The sequence below is a fragment of the Mucilaginibacter sp. P2_A4 genome, from assembly GCF_056405015.1.
On sequence record NZ_JBFUCX010000002.1, the window covers coordinates 59,950 to 78,539 of the forward strand.

Here is an 18,590-nt window from a genome sequence, read left to right on the forward strand (position 1 = left end):
AACTAAATCAGGAATTATCTCCGGCCGGCCATTGTTGCGATTTGATGACATGACCTTCATAAACTTATTATTGTGAAAAGAAAAATAAACGTGATCGCACTTCTATTCCTGCTGAGTTACTGTTACCCGGCTTATAGTCAGCGGAACAAACCCGACAATATAACGCTACTGAAAATACAGTTAATCAAAAGGGAAAATGACACTGCGCGGGTCGGTATATATTTGATACTGGGTAAATTATATTTGGATAGGCCGGGAAGGGAAAAGGCAAATCTTGATAGTGCTATATATTTTATTTCACAGGGTGATAAACTAAGCCGAGAAATCGGGTATAAAATCGGTTATGGCCGTTCAATGCTCGCCTCAGCACTCGTGTTTATCAGAAAGAACAACAATGAAAACGCATTGCAATTGATTCGCAAGGCCCTGATTTGTTTTCAGCAAGCAGGGGACTTATTGGACGTCGGAGAAACTTATATTCTCATGGGGCAGCGTTATGACAATCAGGCTACGAACCTTGAAGTGAAATTCGATTATTTTAAAAAGGCAGCGGAGGCATTTGTCAAAGCCGGCGCAGTGAAGCGGGCAGGAGATGCTTACAAGGATATTGGGGAAATCCAATTAATGGTTGGGAAAAACAAGGAGGCTCTCGAAAACCTTCAAACTTCATTGAAGTTTTATCAGTCAGTGCACTACAATGAGATGGCTTCTGTTTATTACCTGACCAGCAGGGCGTTGAGCAGAAAAGGAGATTTTATCAATGAGCTGAAATTTAGCCTTCTCGCGATCAAAAATATTGAAACTTTAGGAGACAGCACCTCCCCGGTACTTAGAAATATCTATTACACCACAGGCATGGCATATCATCGTATTTCGAACTATGAGACAGCTCAATCCTATTTGTTTAAAGCAAGACGACTAGCTTATATGCAAAAAGATACACCAGCCATGACCGAAATAACCTTTAATATGGGAATGTCTCAACTTTTTAATCAGAAATATGATGAAACATTAGTACTGATGAAGAGTATGGAGCAACTTAAAGATACCGCTGCGATCATTGAATTTGGCATGTATACAGCAGGGAAATTACGAGAAAGCAGCGATATTTCCCGGAAAAATAAAGCTCGAACGCTGCTGCTTGCACTTCAGAAATATAAAGCGTTTAAACTGGGACTGAACGACCAGGAAAAGCTGGCATCGATATCCCTGCACACTTACCTCGATTTGAGGGACTTTAAAAGTGCTAAGGTTTACGTACGGCAACTAAACGAAATTGTCCCGCTGAAAGATCTGGCACTAACTAATCAATTCGACGCATTAAATGGAATAATCCGTTATCATAATGTCACAGGGCAGGATAAAGCCGCATTAAAGGCCATAAAAGTTTATCAGGATTTGTGCAGGAAAAATAATCTTAAAACATTTAATAAGGAATATGAGCTGTGGCTTTTTAAAACAGATTCAGTAATTGGCAACTATCTTTCGGCTATAAAGCATTATCAGAATTATAAAAGAGGTGAGGATTCTTTACTTAATGAATCTAATAGCCGGCAGATCTCCTTGCTGAATATCCAGTATGAAACCGAAAAGAAAGACAAAGACATACTTCTAAAAAACAGCAATATCCGAATGCTTGGTCGCCAATCCTCATTGCAGCGAATCACCCTTAAACAAGAAAAAATCAAACGCAACCTTACCATAGCCGCTGCCTTGATGTTATTGATCGTTTTAGGGGTTGGTTATAACCGATATCGGCTCAAACAAAAAAGTAATCTGCTCCTTCAGTCGCAACAACTTGAAATTGATAACCAACATAAAAAGTTGATGACTTCGGCGGGGAGGCTTAGCCAATTACTGAAAGAAAAAGAGTGGCTGCTGAGGGAAATTCATCACCGGGTCAAAAATAATCTCCAGGTAACGATGAGCTTGCTGAATATGCAATCTTTTTACATATCAAACAACCAGGCGCAGGAAGCAATTGGGAATAGTCGCCGCAGAATGTTCGCGATTTCTCTTATTCACCAGCAATTATATCAATCTGAGGGTTTGTGCTATATCAATATAGGCTCTTACGTTTCGGAGTTGGGAGGGTACTTAAATGATAATCTTGGACTGGAAAAGAAGATTCGGTTTAGCCAGGCAATCGCCAATATGGAGATTGATGTTGCGCAGGCTGTACCGCTTGGCTTACTGATTAATGAGGCTATCACAAACTGCTTCAGACATGCCTTTGTCATCAGAAATGATGGGACTATCAGTGTGCGTGGTGGCTATGACGATAAAGGCTATATAGAGTTATCGATATCCGATAACGGAAGTGGCTTACCTCAAGGATTTTCTAAAATCAAAGGAAACACTTTAGGCATGAACTTGATGTATGGACTTTCAAATCAACTTGATGGTGATCTGACTATTACCGGCGACGATGGAACTTTTGTAAAAATTATCTTTAAACCTATAAATTCTTTGGAAGAGGATCTGTCGGATATTAGTTCCCCCCAAAATATTTATTGTTAGTTAGATCCGGCAATCATTTTTTGACATGCAATGTTAAAATTGTAATGGATTGTTGGCAAAATTGCTTGTTTCCGTTCACTTTATATCATTTTTTGAATGTTTAAATATGATATAAAGTAAGCCTATTTTTCCTGTGATTTAGACAATATGCTGTAAATCAATTATTTAATAAGTTGGCATCATATTAGTACTAGATGGGCGCAGCCCTGCCGCCGGCTTGCTTTATAAACCATAATAATCATATATGAATATTTTATTTAATTATATATTTTCCGGTTTTTGACCAGGATTATGTGGTCGACTAACAAGGAGAAATCTGACCATCAAAATGATCTTGGCAATGAATGTTTTTTTAGGGACATATCCTGAAGTTAGTTCCATGATCAGGAAGCGAATATGTTCTGCACATCTTCCAACTAAGCAAATGCGCACTCATTAAAAAGACGAGGAACGATTCCTGGTAACCATAGAAATAAAGAATCATGGACACTAAAGTTTTAATTACAGGCGCAACAGGTGTGACTGGTAGGAATGCGATAACAAGATTGCTGGAAAAAGGCGAACCTGTAAGAGCAATGGTTCATAATATCGATGAGCGCTCTCACAAACTCGCTGACCAGGGCGTTGAAATAGTAGAAGGGGACTTCGCTGATTTTGATTCTTTGAGCGCAGCATTAAAAGGTATAGAATGTGCCTACTTCATGTACCCAATGCAGTCTCCGGGATTGCTGCAGGCCTGTGCCTATTTTGCACAAGCAGCGTTGGAAGAGAATGTGCGTTTGATCGTAAACTTGTCACAGTGTACTTCGCGAAGAATGGCTAAAAGTCGAGCGGCAAAAGACCTTTGGTTTGCAGAGCGGGTCTTCGACCGTTCGGGCACGCCGGTTACGCATCTCAGGCCTACATTATTAGCAGAATGGCTCCTTTTTTTTGCTCATGAAATGAAATTGAACAACAAATTCATTTCTCCATTTGGTGATGCCCGTTACGCTCCAATTGCCGGCGAAGATGTGGGTAGAGTTATTGCATCGATTTTATTAGACCCAGAGCCTCACTCGGGACAGATCTACCCGCTTTTTGGTCCTGTTGAATTGTCACAAGGTGAAATGTCAGAAATAATCAGTACGCTGCTTAACCGAAAGATTTTTCACGAATTTATTGACCGGGCAGAATTTGTCGCTAAAATGAAAAATGCGGACTGTTCTCCGCATTTCATACAACATATGTCTGCAGTAACCCAGGATATTCAGGATGGAATATTGGCAGGAACAGGTGATTGGGTTGAAAGAATTTCCGGCCGAAAACCGCTCTCTTTAAATAATTTTATCAAAAAGCACATAAGTTTTTTTTCTGAACCTGCTTAATGTCGGAATTAACCGTTTTTGCAGAAATTGCAAGTTGATAAGCTTGAATTATAATCCAAGATCCACCAGAAGGCAAATATAAATGCTGCTCCAGCTTAATGCCGTTTTACGGCAATAAAGTTCACTTTAAAGATTATTAATCTCAGATCTTAAATCAGTTTATAAAGCATAATTGATCAATCAGCTCATTGGTATACGCATTTGACAATAAAACTGATACACATTTGATGAGATCCGGTCGTTTCGACTTGTTGATTTATGATATAAAGTATCGTATCAAATACTCCGTTTTATTTAAAAATCTATAAATCAGATAATTGCTATTCGGCATCAGTTTGGCAATATAACCATGTATAACGCAGAAAAATGCTTTTTAAAGGGCTCGCGTAAGCAAATGTTCAATTAATTATTATTAAAAATCACTACAATGAAAAAATCATTAGCCGCTGTATTGTATGCAGCAATTCTATTATTAACCTTTACGGGTTGCTCAAAAGACGACGACGATACTCCGGCCGTTAAAACCAAAACTTTTGTGATCGTTCACGGGGCATGGTCAGCACCCTACGCATGGGAATCTGTAAAAAGCAAATTGGAGGCTCAAGGTCAAAAAGTTGTAGTTGTGCAACTGAATGGACACGGATCAGACAAGACTCCGTTTAATACAATTCACCTTGACACTTACCGGGATAGGGTGATTCATGTAATTGATAGTTTGAAAACCAAGGTAATTCTTTGTGGTCACAGTATGGGAGGTATGGTCATTACAGAGGTTGCGGAAAAAATTCCCACTAAAATCGAAAAATTGGTATATGTTAACGCGTTTCTTCCTGGCAACAATCAAAGCCTTTTAGATCTTGCTAATACTGATGCCGAATCTCTTTTAGGCAAAAGCATCATTAAACTGGAGGGTGGGATCACGCTCGATCTTCCTCATGACAAGATCACGGACATCTTTATTCAGGATGGCTCTGCTGCAACGAAGACACTGGTATTGGACAACTACCGTACGGAACCCGGTATTCCTTTTGGTGACTCCGCTAGGATTACAGCAGCCAACTACGGTGTGGTAGCTAAATACTATATTCATACGCTGCAGGATCACGCCATTACCTACACCCTACAGAAACGAATGGTTGCTGCCGCGGGTATAAAAAACATATATCAGCTTAATACAAGCCATTCTCCTTTCCTGGCGAAACCTGATTCGCTGGCAATTATTCTGCAAAAAATTGCCAACTAAAAAATTAAATCAACTGTAATAGAAAGGTCGCCTTTGATTATGGGCGATCTTTTTATTTTATAAGTCAGTACCGTACCAATTTCGAAAGCACGTATTCCTATTTGCAAGCTCGTAGTCAGGTATCCGTTCTTGCCTGAAAAGCACCATCGTTGACTTTGGTAATTGTAAACCAACGAAAGCAGTCCCTCTTGCACACCATTTTATGAAAAAAAGATGCCTGCCAAACGAACCATTCTAACGCAATAACCTGCTGTCAATGCGTTCGTTTTTAACGCGGCCCGATCAGGTTCCGGTGTATTAAACAGATTTTGCCGTTAGATCAGCGTAAATCCTTCTTCACCGTTTTGAGCTGTCTTCTGATATATTTTGATAACCAGCAAAAACAGGATAAACGACAGCGCAATAACGATAATCATTCCGAAGGTTTCCTTAATTGTCAGTAGCGCTGCCTGTGCCTGCACATTATTGAAAACGGACCTTAGCCCTGAGTTTACAGCCAGATCCGATGCTTGTCCGTTTGTTATGGCACTGTGGTAGGCAGGACTGTAAGCAGCCACAAACAAGGGATCTCCCTGGTCCAACTTCGTGGCGAGCAGGTTTACATTGTGGATCAACCGGTGATAATAGAAATAAGATAAGTAAGCAGACCAAACTGCCGGCCCGAAAAAGACCCTCATACCAAGATAAAAAACCGTAACTGAAAAAAACTCAAGAAACGGTAATCCGTTGGCCACATATATACCAACTGCCATGTAGGATAGTAAAATTGCCGTTCCCCTGAAAAACATTGGTAGGTAAAAGTCCTGTGACGTCGCGTTAAGCGTTGTAATAAAGTATAATTGGATGAAAGAGATTGTGTAGCAAAGTACAATAAAAATGATCATGAACCTGAAACTGGTAAATTTCCGGTAGTACAGATACCCGATTATTGTCGCTGTTACAAAGCCAGGGATCATATATAAATTGATACGCGCTATTTCAACTGCGTTTCCTTTAAATATCAGGTTCATCATATTGTTCTGTGTGGTACTAGCTGCAAAAAACAGGCTCAAAATGAACATTGTTACCAATCCTAGGCGAACATTTTTATAGCGCAAGACGTGCAGATTGAGCATAGGCTGGCGAACAATATAGGTTCGGCTGAGAAGCAATGTGAGCGTCAATAAACAAGCGAGAATGCCAATAACGATATTGCGTGATTTAAGCCAGTCTTCGGTGAGGCCATAGGAAAGCACATAATCTAATAAAAGCATACTGATCGTCATAAGGACCAGTCCGAGCCAGTCAAAGTTATAAAGCGGAATCTTCTCGCCGGGAAATTCAGGATGAACGAAAAGCAGTATTAATATGATTCCTCCCAGCAGTGGGAGCATCAAAAAGAAGTGTCCAAACTGCCAGTTCAAATGATCTGCAACATAGGCCATAAATATGGTGGTCAACTGCCCAGCAATGAGCGTAACGGGGTAATATACTGCGTATAGTCGATAGCGTTGGCCCTTGGGCATGAGTATTGGAATCAGTGTTGCGAAGATTTCCAAAAGTCCCAGTATCTTGAAAAAACCGGCAATAAACGATGCCATTACCAGGATCAACGGCTGATCGGTGTATTGAATAACGAGGTTTAGTATTATTAAACCCGAAAAAACTCCCAGTAAAAGGTTCTTGCTGGTAATGATTTGTTTAAAACTCAAAACAAATGGAACCCCTATAATCAGACCAATCGTATGTGCGTAAGAGGCCATCGTGATATCCGCCGGGATCGCGGTAAGGCTTCCTGTTATGTACCCTGAGACATTGCTGACAATTCCACCGGTAAACCCAAGCGGAATCAATAAAAGAACCAGTAATAATAGATGCAGTTCCTTACGTACCCATTCAAAAAAAATTTTATTTTCTAACATGTCTTTTCATCATTTGATCAGCTCAACCTCCGCGTTCATTCCCGTTTTTAACAGCGCAACTGCATCCTGCGAATTATTTGCAGATAATCGTATTTTGACAGGAAATCTTTGCTGAACCTTGACGAAGTTCCCGGTTGAATTATCTGTAGGAATGGCTGAATAACGGCTACCCGTCGCTTCAGACATTGAGAATATTTCTCCCTGGAAGTGTTTACCTTTAATTGCATCCACTTTTATGTTGACGAGCTGTCCAACTTTTAAGAACACCATTTGTGTTTCCGTGTAGTTAGCCGTGATCCACTTTTCATCCCCGCGTACAATACTTACCAGCGTTTGCCCGGGTTGTACTACCTGTCCCTCTTCTATAATTTTTCGGCCGACAACCCCGTCATAGGGAGCGGTTATTACGGTGTAAGACAAGTTTAGTTTTGTATAAGCTAATGCCGCACTGGCTTTGGCAACTGCAGCGTCGGCTACAGCAATTCGTTTTTGTGTTTCGTTAGTGGTCAAACGTGCAGTTTGCTCAGCGTGTTGTAAGGCTGTGTATTTTGCTCTCAAGGCATCACGTTCCGCTTTGATTTGATCAAATTGAAACTCAGTTACCACATCATCTGCGACCAAACTTGCATAACGCTTATAATTGATTTCTGCGTTTGTCAACCTGGCCCTGACCTCTGAGATGTTGGCAGCTGAAACATCTATTCCGTTACGCGCCACGTCTTCGGAAGAATTGACTACTGAACGCCCTGCTTTGGCATCCATGAGAACCGCATCCGCCTGATCAACGAGGATCTTATATTCCCGATCATCGATAGTAACCAACGTATCGCCTTTTTTGACGCTTTGGTGCTCTGTGAACCTGATGTTTTTGATGTAACCAGTGATCCTGGTATTAATGGGATTAATATATGCTTCCACTTGAGCGTCGTCGGTGTAAACAGAGTTGTCCAGGTGGAAGTAAGTAATCGCGGCCCAGGTGAGCGCAGAGATAACGATCAGAAATGAAATTATGTTGAAGAGAACGATACGACGTTTGCGTCCCCTTTCTTTTGCCATTTCCAGTGCCGATGGCTGTGCTGGCGATTCTTGCTGATTGACAGTAGTTTCCATTAATAATGAAATTAGATGTTAAAAATTTCCAGCGGCTTTTTGAAGCCTGTACCACTGATTTATAATATTTATCCTTGCGTTATTTAAGCGAAGCTCGGCTGAGAGTTTTGCCGTACTCGCATCCAGCATATCCGTTATCTGCACCAACTGGTTGATGTACTTTTTTTGCACCACCCGAAAGTTATCATTTGCAAGTTCCAGACTTTTACTTAGTGTTATAAAGTGTTCCCTTGCTTCCTGATAACGGGTAAAGGCAGTCGTTACTTCTATATCTGCCTGCTGCTGTCTGTAAGCTGTCTGCGTCTTTTGCTGCTCTAGTTCCAGCTTGGCCAATCTAATACGATCTTTGGCATGGTAAATTGAAGATATGTTGTATTTGATTTTAATTCCGGTCTGGTAAGCATTGTAATAAATATTTAAAGGTTCAAGCGTATTTAAAAATGGTCTCTGTAAAGCGTCTCCTGCGTATAGAGACAGCTCCGGAAGGCGCGTAGCTTTTTCTAATTCTACGTTTTTTGTCGCAATCTGTTCACTTAACCGGCTGGCATTGATGGCTGGTTGATTGTTTTGCGCCAAAGCAGTATACTCCACGATCGTGCGGACGGCGACCGGCTGGGCAGCAACGGTCGTGTCAGGTATAATCCGCATTGTGCCTGGTAAGCCTAGCACTACCTGAAGTTCTTTATTCAGTATGGAAATATTATTTTCAGCCTCTTGAAGATCAAGCTTGAAATCTGCAATCAGCAGTTCATTCCGAATAACATCGTTCTGTGTTACCAAACCATGCTGTTTAAGTTTTTTCAGGTCAGTAAGGCGTTTCTGTGCCAGCCGGATATTTTGCTCAAAAATTCGTTGATTATTATATTGCTGGAATAATTCAAGGTATCTGCCCAATAGCAATAATTTGATTTCCTGTCGGTCTTTTTCATAGTTGAGCACTGCCAGTTGTTCAGTCAGTTTTCCTTTTTTGATATTCAACCGGATACTGCCCCCTTTGTATAGGGATTCACTAGCCTCTAGAAAATAATTGTTGGTGAAATGGGGCGTTTTTACATTTGTATACCACGAAAAGTTTGGATTGAGGATCGTAATGGTACTGAGGTAGCCTGCGTCAGCGGAGGTTACTATTTCAGGTAACCTTTGAGATTTAGCGATTTCCGTCCGGGCTTCGTTAATACCGATACTTTGCCTGGAGAACTGCAATTGCTTACTGTTAGCTTCAGTCAACTGGAATAATTCTGTTAGCGGTAATACCCTGGTAACCGTGTCTTGGGCAAAGACATGACTAAAACAAAGTATCAGACCTATCAGTATTAAAGTTTTCATTCTAAGTGTTATAATGAACCTGAAAACTCAGACTCGGATGATTAATATTGGGGTTTTCGAATGTTCAAGGACATATTCCGAGGTGCTGCCCAGCCAGAGTAACTCTATACCGCTATAGCCATGAGAACCCATAACGATCAGATCAGCGCGCACGGTTCCGCTCGCCGCGATGATGTGATCACCGACAGCTCCCATAGTCGCATCTACGATCATTTCGGCCGTTTCAGCATTTTGCCTGACTGCAAAATCCCTAAGCTTTTGCAGCGAAACCTCTATAACTTCATTGTCAATCCCTGTATCAGCAATAGTTCCGGGTAGCTGATAGACATGCAACAAGACCAGCCTGGAGTCAAATTTTTCACGAATTGCCATAGCATGTTTCAGCGCTTCGATAGAATAAACTGAGAAGTCCACGGGACATAAAATGGTTCGATAAGACATGGAGACTTGGTTCTTTTTGTTGCTGTATTTTTTAATGCGGGTAACTTTCAGTGCTTTTGTCCATGAGGTGCTGTGCCATTGGCTTATTTCACTAAAGCCCATTGCACAGTCCGTCATTTTAAAAAAAAACAATTGAATATTTTTACCAGGTTAAATCCCATTATGATGCCATTGATTAAATAATTGACAATCAGTAGTTAATTGGATTTCATGAAATTGGAACATTGCTTTATTTCGTATATCAACCGTGTAGCATACCAAATAGAGTAATCGAACTGTCTATGTGTTCTTAATAAAAAGCGGGATTTTTAAATTCATTCGATAAAATGATTGGAAGTTTATTGATCCCGGAATGGGACTTTGGGAGTATGAACAATTTTTATTTAGGGTTCTTACACCTGAAGCGGCAATTGGCAAAGTTCACAATGCTGCCGGGACGCCCTGATTTTTTTTGACGAAAATATTCATGATAAATTCCTCCACCGTTTGAACTTCATTCTTCTAACTGCATGAAATATCTGTTACCTTAGCCAATATATCTATGCCTTGGCAAGGATAATTTTGCAGTAGGCAGCGTAAAATGGAATGAAGCATCGCTAAATCAGACTCCTATACTTAATAAGTATGGCGCCAGGATATTTTTAGTTTCTTCATTTTAACATTCAATGAAGTGGGAGGCAGATCGAGGATTTCTGCTGCGCCCCCTTTTCCGTTAATTTTACCATTGCAACTTTTCAAAACTTTAAGAATGTGATTTCTTTCCATTTCCTGGTAAGTTACTAAACGTTCCGGTTCTTTTTGATTGTCCGCTGCTGTAGCATTTACCGGAAGCTGGAACTCCTTAATTTCTGTATCTGAATTCGTCAGTACCGTCCGTTCAACAATCGACTGGAGTTCCCTGACGTTGCCTGGCCAGCTGTAATTCAGCAATTGATCTATAGCTTCCGGAATTATAATCTTACGGGGCAGACCTTGTTCCAAAGCGAATTTTTTGATAAAATAATCTAAAAGCAGAGGAATGTCTTCTTTTCTTTCACGCAATGGTGGAATCTCTATCGGAAAGATATTTATCCGAAAGTAGAGGTCCGAACGAAAACGTTTGGCTGCAACTTCTGTGCTTAGATTTTTATTAGTGGCTACAATGATCCGCATATCAACTTTGATGGTAGTAGTTCCACCGAGCCGCTGAATTTCCTTTTCCTGCAGAACCCGTAGAAATTTACTCTGGAGCTGTATAGGAAGTTCACCGATTTCATCAAGGAAAATAGTGCCCCCTTGTGCTTTTTCAAACCAGCCAATTTTTCTTTTATCGGCTCCGGTAAAGGCTCCGCGTTCATAACCAAAAAATTCAGCTTCGATTAACGTCTCTGGAATTGCGCCACAGTTGACCTTGATGAGCGGCTGTTGATTTCGTGAAGAGATCTGATGAATGGCATCAACTAACGATTCCTTTCCGGTTCCTGTTTCACCGGTGATCAATATGGTCGTATCAAAAGGAGCGACTTGCGCAACCTGATCCAGAACCAATAGCAACTTAAAGCTTCTGCCTACGATGTTTTTAAAGATTTCAGGAGAACGAATCTGTTCGATTGAATAAGAAATGTTTTGTGATGCACTGAACGCTGTACCTCTGTCTTTAATCCATTCAATGGCTCTTGTCACAAATGGCCTTGCCATTTTTAGTAGTTCCACCTGATCCGGAGTAAATGGATTGGGTTGCGTACTGTAGAAACCAATGGACGCATAAAGATTATTTTCTTCGATGACTACTGGTATTGTCATTTCGGAATTGATGTGATAAAATTCCCGTAGTTTGCTTGCAAAGGCGAAAATTTCGCAACCCTTATCAAACTGCTCACCATTCACAACAAAGATTCCGTTATGTTCTAAAGCCCTGTTTCTGTATTGCCTCAGTTCTATATCCTGTAATTCAGCTTTTTTAATGTAAGAAATATGGTCCTTCCGACGATAACTATCTAACCCAAGTCTTTCAAACGCATGTACTGAATCCTTGCCACCGTTTTTTAAGTCCAGATTAATGATAATATTATCAAACTGGATAAAGGGTTGGAACGCCTTGATTAGAAATATTAGCCTCTGCTCATTATCACCTGTACAACTCATAATACTGATCAATAATTCGTTGAGCCACTTGCTGAGACTATTCTGAAAGCTTATGTTGTGCTGATGGCGGGAGAGGCCAAAGGATATTGCTGCGACCACATCGCGTTTGCGAAGCGGACGAGACAGGAAACCATAGGGCTGCGTCAAATTGGCGGATTCAAGCGTCTCCCTATCCGAATTCGGTAGTATGAGAATCACCGGTATGGAACGGTTTTTCAGAATGCCCGCTAACTGCAGTCCATTAGGTTCACCGGTTAAAAAAATAGGGAACAATACCAGATCTGGCCTTGCGTCAGCCACCAAGACCAGTGCGGTTGAAGTAGAGTTGGCCTTTGATACATGATAACCCTGATTCTGTAAGATGATTTGCAAATTATCGGCTTCACTGTTTAGGTTATCAACGATCAGGATATTTCTCTTCATATTTCAATTATTAAGATAACAACCCGTACTCTCGAATTCTATGGCAAATATAATGACATATTAGTTAAAATAAACGATCATGATACGTCATCGGTAAAGCCGCTAAAGATAAACCTGTGTTGCAAATATAATGGAGCCTTTAGACGATTCCTGAGAATTATTCATAACGATCGGGCGCGTCTGATACTTGAACGAGATCCGGGCATGGTGACCATCTATGTAAACATTCCCTCCGGCACTCCAATATGTAAATTTCGACGACCCAAATCTGTCAAACTCCTGTAAGCTGAATTCTCCAAACGGCTGAAAACGAACTTTTCCATTGCAAATTGTTTTTGGCAGCAGTAGTCCTAACTGACTAAACCAGGAATAACCACTTCCAATAATAGGGGCTGAGTTGCCAAAACCAGCCTGAGATATCTTTCCGGTATAACCTGGTGCCAGACTCACGTTTTCATTCATAATTGATCCGTACCGGAGGTAATCCGGTCCGAAATCGTAATGATAGTAAACGGAATAACCTGTAAAAGACCAATTTGCACTGCTGCTTCCAAAAGGAAGGTCTGCAAAAGCATCAAGTGCCCATAAAGTGATCGGATGCCTTATCAGCGGCGAAGCTGCTGTGTTATTCTTTTGGGTCACCGTTCCATCCTGTGTATGATAATAACCGGCGCCAACATTAAAAACCCGCATGGTTCCCATATATGTCCCGGTTGTATAAGGGAGTTGGTTATTTTCCTTTTGAAGAAATTGCCACGCAGCATATCCCGTAGTTGCGATCTTACCAGTTGCATTGTCATCAACAGCAAAAGCGCTATCTGGTGCGCCTTTGGAAAAGGCAGTTGGCGTTGACAATACGGAAAAAGGCTTGTTCACTGCCCACCGATAAGATAACCTGTTGATGTTACCCTTCAGATAAATACCCAGTTGCCTAGCGAATTGATCAGAAAGGTCTACCAGCGGCCAGTTATACAAAGGAACATCCAGCGCCAGGTAGTTGGCCGAACCCGCGCTGGTAAGTCGGCTTAAACCATTCCAGTAATGTAAACCTGTACCTAAATACAGTGAAACATTTTCGGGTTTGCCGGTATGCGGATTTTTATCAGGATAGATCGCATACTCGTTCCAAAGGTCATGAACGTAAAGTTCTGATTTCTTGCCAAGGGTTCCGGCAAAAGTCGCCCCGCCGTTTCCAGTGTTCCCCCCGCCGGCGGTACCGCCACTTGAAAAACTTTGATTGTCAATCCCAATATCGGCAAGAATGAGGTATCGAGGCGATAACTGACTGTAAGTTACGAAACGAAACTGCCGAAGACTAAAATCTATATAATTGCTACTGGCCACACCATTGACCGCTGTGCCCGGATTAGCGCTCGTCTTCCTGGCCCAGAACGTGGCCCAGGTAAAGAAACGAATGTATTTGTGACCTGAACTATCAAGTTTTAAGGTCATGCCGTCTTTATATTCCGGAGAACCGCCCTGAGCATAGGCCGGGCTAACTGTATGACCTACTAAATAAAAAAGGATAATAGTGATGGAGCCTATTTTCATTTTTCTTAATATTAAATTTATTAGTGGCCAATCGAGGCGCCTGGTGTTTTTTTGCCATTGCCTGTCTCCCGGATAATCAGGCTGATTACCAACGCCATTAAAGTGATCATGATAATAAATGATCCTGCCGATTGGAAGTGTTTGGCATGATCAGTAGTATGCAAGAGCGACTTTCCATACCAACTCGCAAATACTGGCCCCAATAGCGCAGTCGTGCTAAATGTTAAAAAGTTAATCGCCCCTGTGGCACTTCCCTTTACTTGGTCGGGATTTGCTTCCTTGATGATGGTGTAGGGTATCATTGCTACACCAGATGCAGTTCCGAATATAAACATTGATGCAGCAGGTGGTAACATACCAGGAAGGAAAACAAGCTGGGCAAAAGCCAGTGTCATCGTCAAAATTCCGCTAATTAAGACGATCTTGCGCCGCCCGATCATATCCGATATCCATCCCAACAATGGACAACCGATAACCCATCCCAGCGGCACCATCGAACATACAAATACAGCTGACTGGTAGGACATCAGCCGATCCTGTTGAAAGAATGCTACCCCCCAGGTCATGGCGAAAATCGTGGTCGGCGCGAAAAGTAAGCCTGACAATAGTCCGCTCAGGTAAGATTGAGGGTTAGTGAAGACAACTTTATATGGAGTTACGACACTCCATAAATTACTTTGATGTTCGGCAATTTTATCCTCACTGGGAGTTGTGAAGTAAAGGAGCAGACACACAATGGCGCATATGATACCGATTCCGATCCAAAAGGTTTCCACTGAAAGCCCGTTATGAATCATCGGCCCCACCACGAATTGCCCTGCGGAACCGCCGAGCATGCCCACGCATTGCGTAAAACCTATTGCAGTAGCAATGTAACGAGCGGCAAAACCATGTGAAGCCAGATATACGCAACCAGTAAATGCAAACGCAGAACCGGCTCCCTGTAAAAGCCGACCAGTATCACCCATAAATGTATTGGGTAACGCAAACAAGAAACATCCGATAGCAAGTATTCCAATTCCAATTGAAATAGAGTACTTGGCACCAGCCCGGTCAAGAGCAACACCTGCAATCAGGCTCGTCGTGGAATACGTATAATAATAAGTACCTAAAATCGTGCTTACACCCAACGCGTTTAGCTTATAGGTAGTTGCAAGCTCATTGAGCATTACCGCTGGTGAGGAACGTATTACATATTCAAGAAAGTAAAAGATCAACCCAAAAACCCAAGCGATAACGAACGCTTTTGCCTGTGATTTTTGATCGGACATTTTGTTAGAGTTATTCATAAAGTTGTTATTTTAAGTCGTTCAATTCAGAACTGCCTAGTCAATTAGATCCTGAAGATGTTTGTAGTTTGATTTTACAGTATCAAGGACCTCTTCGAATTTCCCGCCAAGCATAAGCTTGGTCATCGACATTGCCATACCACCGACCATTTTCAACTCAATTTTTGGTGGCATTGCCAGAGAATTTGGATTCGTGAAAACATTGACCAATACAGGTCCGGTATGGTCGAATGCTTCTTTAAGGGATATTTCCAGCATCGATGGATCGTGAATTGACAACCCTTTTATTCCTGTTGCCTGCGCTACCATGGCGAAATCCGGATTGATCATGTCGGTTTGCCAGTCGGGCAACCCATTTACTTCCATCTCCAGCTTGACCATTCCCAGAGAACGGTTATTGAATACAATAATCTTTATAGGAAGTTCATATTGTTTAATCGTTGCCAAATCACCCAGTAACATAGAGATTCCACCATCACCACACATGGCAACGACCTGTCGCAACGGATTGGACAATGCTGCACCAATAGCTTGCGGTAAAGCGTTGGCCATTGACCCGTGGATGAATGAGCCCAACAAATGTCGTTTGCCAGTAGAGCGTATATAACGCGCTCCCCACACGCAGCACATACCAGTGTCAACAGTGAAAATTGCATCATCAGTGGCTAAACGATCTAATGCATGAGCTACGGCTTCCGGATGAATTGCATCCACATGTCCTTTATCATTTACATAGATATTTAAATGCTCCTTGACCTTACCATAGATATGCAGTTGTGCGTCCAGGAAGCTGGAATCTTGGTTGGCACGGAGTAATGGCAACAGCGCCTGCACTGAGCTTTTAATGTCGCCGAACAAGCCCATCGTTAAATTTGCCCTGCGGCCAAGACGCTCTGGTCTTGTATCGATCTGAACTAATATTTTATCTTGAGGTATAAATGGCACATAAGGAAAGTCGGTTCCCAATAAAAGGACCACATCACTTTCATGCATGCTATGATAAGCGGACGGCAAACCAAGTAATCCTGTCATTCCAACCTCGTAGGGGTTATCATGCTGAATGCTCATTTTTCCACGAAACGAGTAGCCCACAGGTGCTTTTAGCAAAGCGGCAAGTTCTATGATCTCCCTATGGGCTTCTGCCGCGCCAATTCCGCAGAAAATGCAGATTTTGGAGTTTTGATTGATAAGGTCAGCCAATTTATGGATTTCTTCAGCAGCTGGCGTAATAACCGCCTTACTGAAGTAATTAGCCTGTGCTGAAGGACTTTCTATGGAGTTCATTGCTGCAACATCACCCGGTAAACCGATCACCGCAACGCCTTTTTTGTGAATGGCATGCTGTATCGCCGCTTGCGTCATTCGTGGCAGCTGAGCGGGTGTCGCAGCTATTTGATTGTAATGACTACAGTCATCGAATAACTTAATCACATTCGTCTCCTGGAAATAATCGCTGCCAAATTCAGTAGTAGCGCAAGTAGACGCTATGGCCAGCACAGATACTCCGGATCGGTGCGCGTCATACAAACCGTTGATGAGATGGACGTGCCCCGGCCCGCTGCTTCCGGCGCAGCACGCCAACCCGTTTAATTCCGCCTCCGCAGCCGCGGCAAATGCTCCGGCTTCTTCATGGCGAACGTGGATCCAGCTGATTTCCGGGGTCAGTCTTACAGCTTCATTAAGTTCATTCAGACTATCGCCTGTTACTGCATAAATGCGTTTGATACCCGCCTGTACGAGCATATCGACCAATTGTTTTGCTACTTTTTTTGACATAGTTTTTGAGTTAAATGTGCGTTAGCCATTGCAATTCACCAGGGTTTTTTTTAGCCTGTCCGATTGTTTAGCCGACAGGTTGCCCCGGCCCATGATTGCTGTTATAGGTTGTCAAGGCAAGTGCCATATTGTAGGGCACTGACTGTCAGCTGTTTTGTAGAATACTCCGTTGGTATTAGTTATTTTATATCGTAAATATTCGAGTTGAAAACGATATCCTACATTGGAGATACAGGATATGATGTCAACAAGAGGGGTGATCTGACACATAGAAACAGCTGCTAACCTTAGGCTTCTACGGTCTCGTCCTTTTTCTTATTTCACGCAACTACGCCATATCATAGATGAAGCAGTTGTTTTACGAAATAAAGTTCCGATTTGCTTTTTTGCTTTTCGTAAACGGCTATTTTATAACTATTTATAGTTGGGCACATCTTTCGCAATGATGGCTTCGCCGGAATGTTCACATGTCAGTTATTATCCGGCCATTTTGGTCCATTCAAATCAATGGTATGAAAAACAGACTTTTTAAATTGAGCTGTCTTGGAATCCTGACAGGACTACCATGCAGCGCTTTCGAAACCGGAAATAAAATTGCCGACAACAGCCCAGATATTTTACCGTCCATCATTATGGGTGCAGGGTTGTTTGCGTTTCTCGTGGGATTACTTTGGCTTTTTACGCTTTTGCGACGGAGCTGGAATCATTCGATCAAATCGGCTAACCGTTAACATTTGATCTGATGGAATTAAAGTATCTCCCTAGTAAATCGGTACTGGATTACCATTTCACAACAAAAGAAATTATTTAGGCAAGGAACGGATGAATGGTTTGCTATCTGGAGACTGCATGGGTGCACTGGGCTTTTGCTAATGGTGTGCAACCACACGGTTAGTACACAAATAATAATGGAATTAAAATTGATGTAAAATGACATAAAATACCAATTGGTATTTTTATTTTTAAGAAAATAAAATCATGGAAAATAAGTTTATTAATCTTGCTTTAGCGTCCTGGGATATTCAAGTATCAAGGTTAAAAAAAATCCTCGAAACCTTAAGCGACGAACAGTTGACTGGATCGATATCACCGGGAAGAAACAGTGGATGGTACATTTTGGGTCATTTGATCGCCGTTAACGATGCAATGTCTGAAATTCTCGGAACCGGAAAAAGGGCCTGTCCGGAATTGCATTCGCCATTTGTTCAAAATCCGGAGTCAGCAGCTTTGGATAGGCCGTCGGTTTCTTTGCTTAGACAACATTTTACTTTGGTGCATGAACGGCTAAGAAGAGAGTTGACGACACTTAACGAAGATTCCTGGCTTTTACGCCATGAAGCTATGACTGACGAGGATTTTGTTAAAAATCCAGGCCGCAACAAGTTTAGTGTATTTTTGAACCGGACAAATCACTTAAGCTATCACTTGGGACAGCTTCGGTTGCTTTATTAAAATACGGGGTGAACGGAATGTCATCAACCCCTGGAGTTGGTATCAATTCGCAATTGACATTGGCGCGGAC

12 protein-coding genes are annotated in these 18,590 nt (G+C 41.9%); 4 read left to right on the top strand and 8 right to left on the bottom strand.

All coding sequences use genetic code 11. From position 1 onward, the window contains the following. The first annotated feature begins 72 nt into the window (after positions 1-72). The 3 genes from AC1DYB_RS04255 to AC1DYB_RS04265 all read left to right on the top strand — a co-directional run bounded on the left by AC1DYB_RS04255 (position 73) and on the right by AC1DYB_RS04265 (position 5,127). Positions 73-2,520, top strand: a complete 2,448-nt coding sequence (locus AC1DYB_RS04255) for a sensor histidine kinase (RefSeq protein ID WP_477432743.1) — start codon at positions 73-75, stop codon at positions 2,518-2,520. Between the two features lie 482 nt (positions 2,521-3,002). Beyond that, positions 3,003-3,884, top strand: coding sequence for an NmrA family NAD(P)-binding protein (locus tag AC1DYB_RS04260; RefSeq protein ID WP_477432745.1), 882 nt, complete (start codon positions 3,003-3,005; stop codon positions 3,882-3,884). 427 nt (positions 3,885-4,311) lie between these two features. Further along, positions 4,312-5,127 (top strand): alpha/beta fold hydrolase, encoded by an 816-nt coding sequence (locus AC1DYB_RS04265; protein WP_477432747.1) that lies wholly within the window; start codon positions 4,312-4,314, stop codon positions 5,125-5,127. Positions 5,128-5,441: 314 nt separating this feature from the next. Here AC1DYB_RS04265 and AC1DYB_RS04270 read toward each other — a convergent pair whose 3' ends face one another. From AC1DYB_RS04270 to AC1DYB_RS04305, 8 genes are all read right to left on the bottom strand, one after another. Beyond that, complete coding sequence (locus AC1DYB_RS04270; RefSeq protein ID WP_477432749.1) at positions 5,442-7,028, bottom strand: efflux MFS transporter permease; 1,587 nt, start codon at positions 7,026-7,028, stop codon at positions 5,442-5,444. A 9-nt stretch (positions 7,029-7,037) separates the two neighbouring features. Next, positions 7,038-8,138 carry an HlyD family secretion protein gene (locus tag AC1DYB_RS04275; protein ID WP_477432751.1) on the bottom strand — a complete coding sequence of 367 codons (1,101 nt, stop codon included), beginning with the start codon at positions 8,136-8,138 and terminating at the stop codon, positions 7,038-7,040. Between the two features lie 18 nt (positions 8,139-8,156). Beyond that, complete coding sequence (locus tag AC1DYB_RS04280; RefSeq protein ID WP_477432753.1) at positions 8,157-9,464, bottom strand: TolC family protein; 1,308 nt, start codon at positions 9,462-9,464, stop codon at positions 8,157-8,159. A 27-nt stretch (positions 9,465-9,491) separates the two neighbouring features. Next, on the bottom strand, positions 9,492-10,022 hold the full coding sequence (locus AC1DYB_RS04285) for a universal stress protein (protein WP_477432755.1): 531 nt from the start codon (positions 10,020-10,022) through the stop codon (positions 9,492-9,494). A 498-nt stretch (positions 10,023-10,520) separates the two neighbouring features. Continuing rightward, positions 10,521-12,452, bottom strand: a complete 1,932-nt coding sequence (locus AC1DYB_RS04290; protein ID WP_477432757.1) for a sigma-54 dependent transcriptional regulator — start codon at positions 12,450-12,452, stop codon at positions 10,521-10,523. A gap of 102 nt (positions 12,453-12,554) precedes the next feature. Further along, positions 12,555-14,003 carry a hypothetical protein gene (locus AC1DYB_RS04295; protein ID WP_477432759.1) on the bottom strand — a complete coding sequence of 483 codons (1,449 nt, stop codon included), beginning with the start codon at positions 14,001-14,003 and terminating at the stop codon, positions 12,555-12,557. A gap of 20 nt (positions 14,004-14,023) precedes the next feature. After that, positions 14,024-15,292: an MFS transporter gene (locus AC1DYB_RS04300; RefSeq protein WP_477432761.1), complete on the bottom strand. Its 1,269-nt coding sequence runs from the start codon at positions 15,290-15,292 to the stop codon at positions 14,024-14,026. Positions 15,293-15,328: 36 nt separating this feature from the next. Continuing rightward, positions 15,329-17,068, bottom strand: coding sequence for a thiamine pyrophosphate-dependent enzyme (locus AC1DYB_RS04305; RefSeq protein WP_477432763.1), 1,740 nt, complete (start codon positions 17,066-17,068; stop codon positions 15,329-15,331). Positions 17,069-18,046: 978 nt separating this feature from the next. Here AC1DYB_RS04305 and AC1DYB_RS04310 point away from each other — a divergent pair. Continuing rightward, positions 18,047-18,520: a DinB family protein gene (locus tag AC1DYB_RS04310; RefSeq protein ID WP_477432765.1), complete on the top strand. Its 474-nt coding sequence runs from the start codon at positions 18,047-18,049 to the stop codon at positions 18,518-18,520. Positions 18,521-18,590 lie beyond the last annotated feature (70 nt).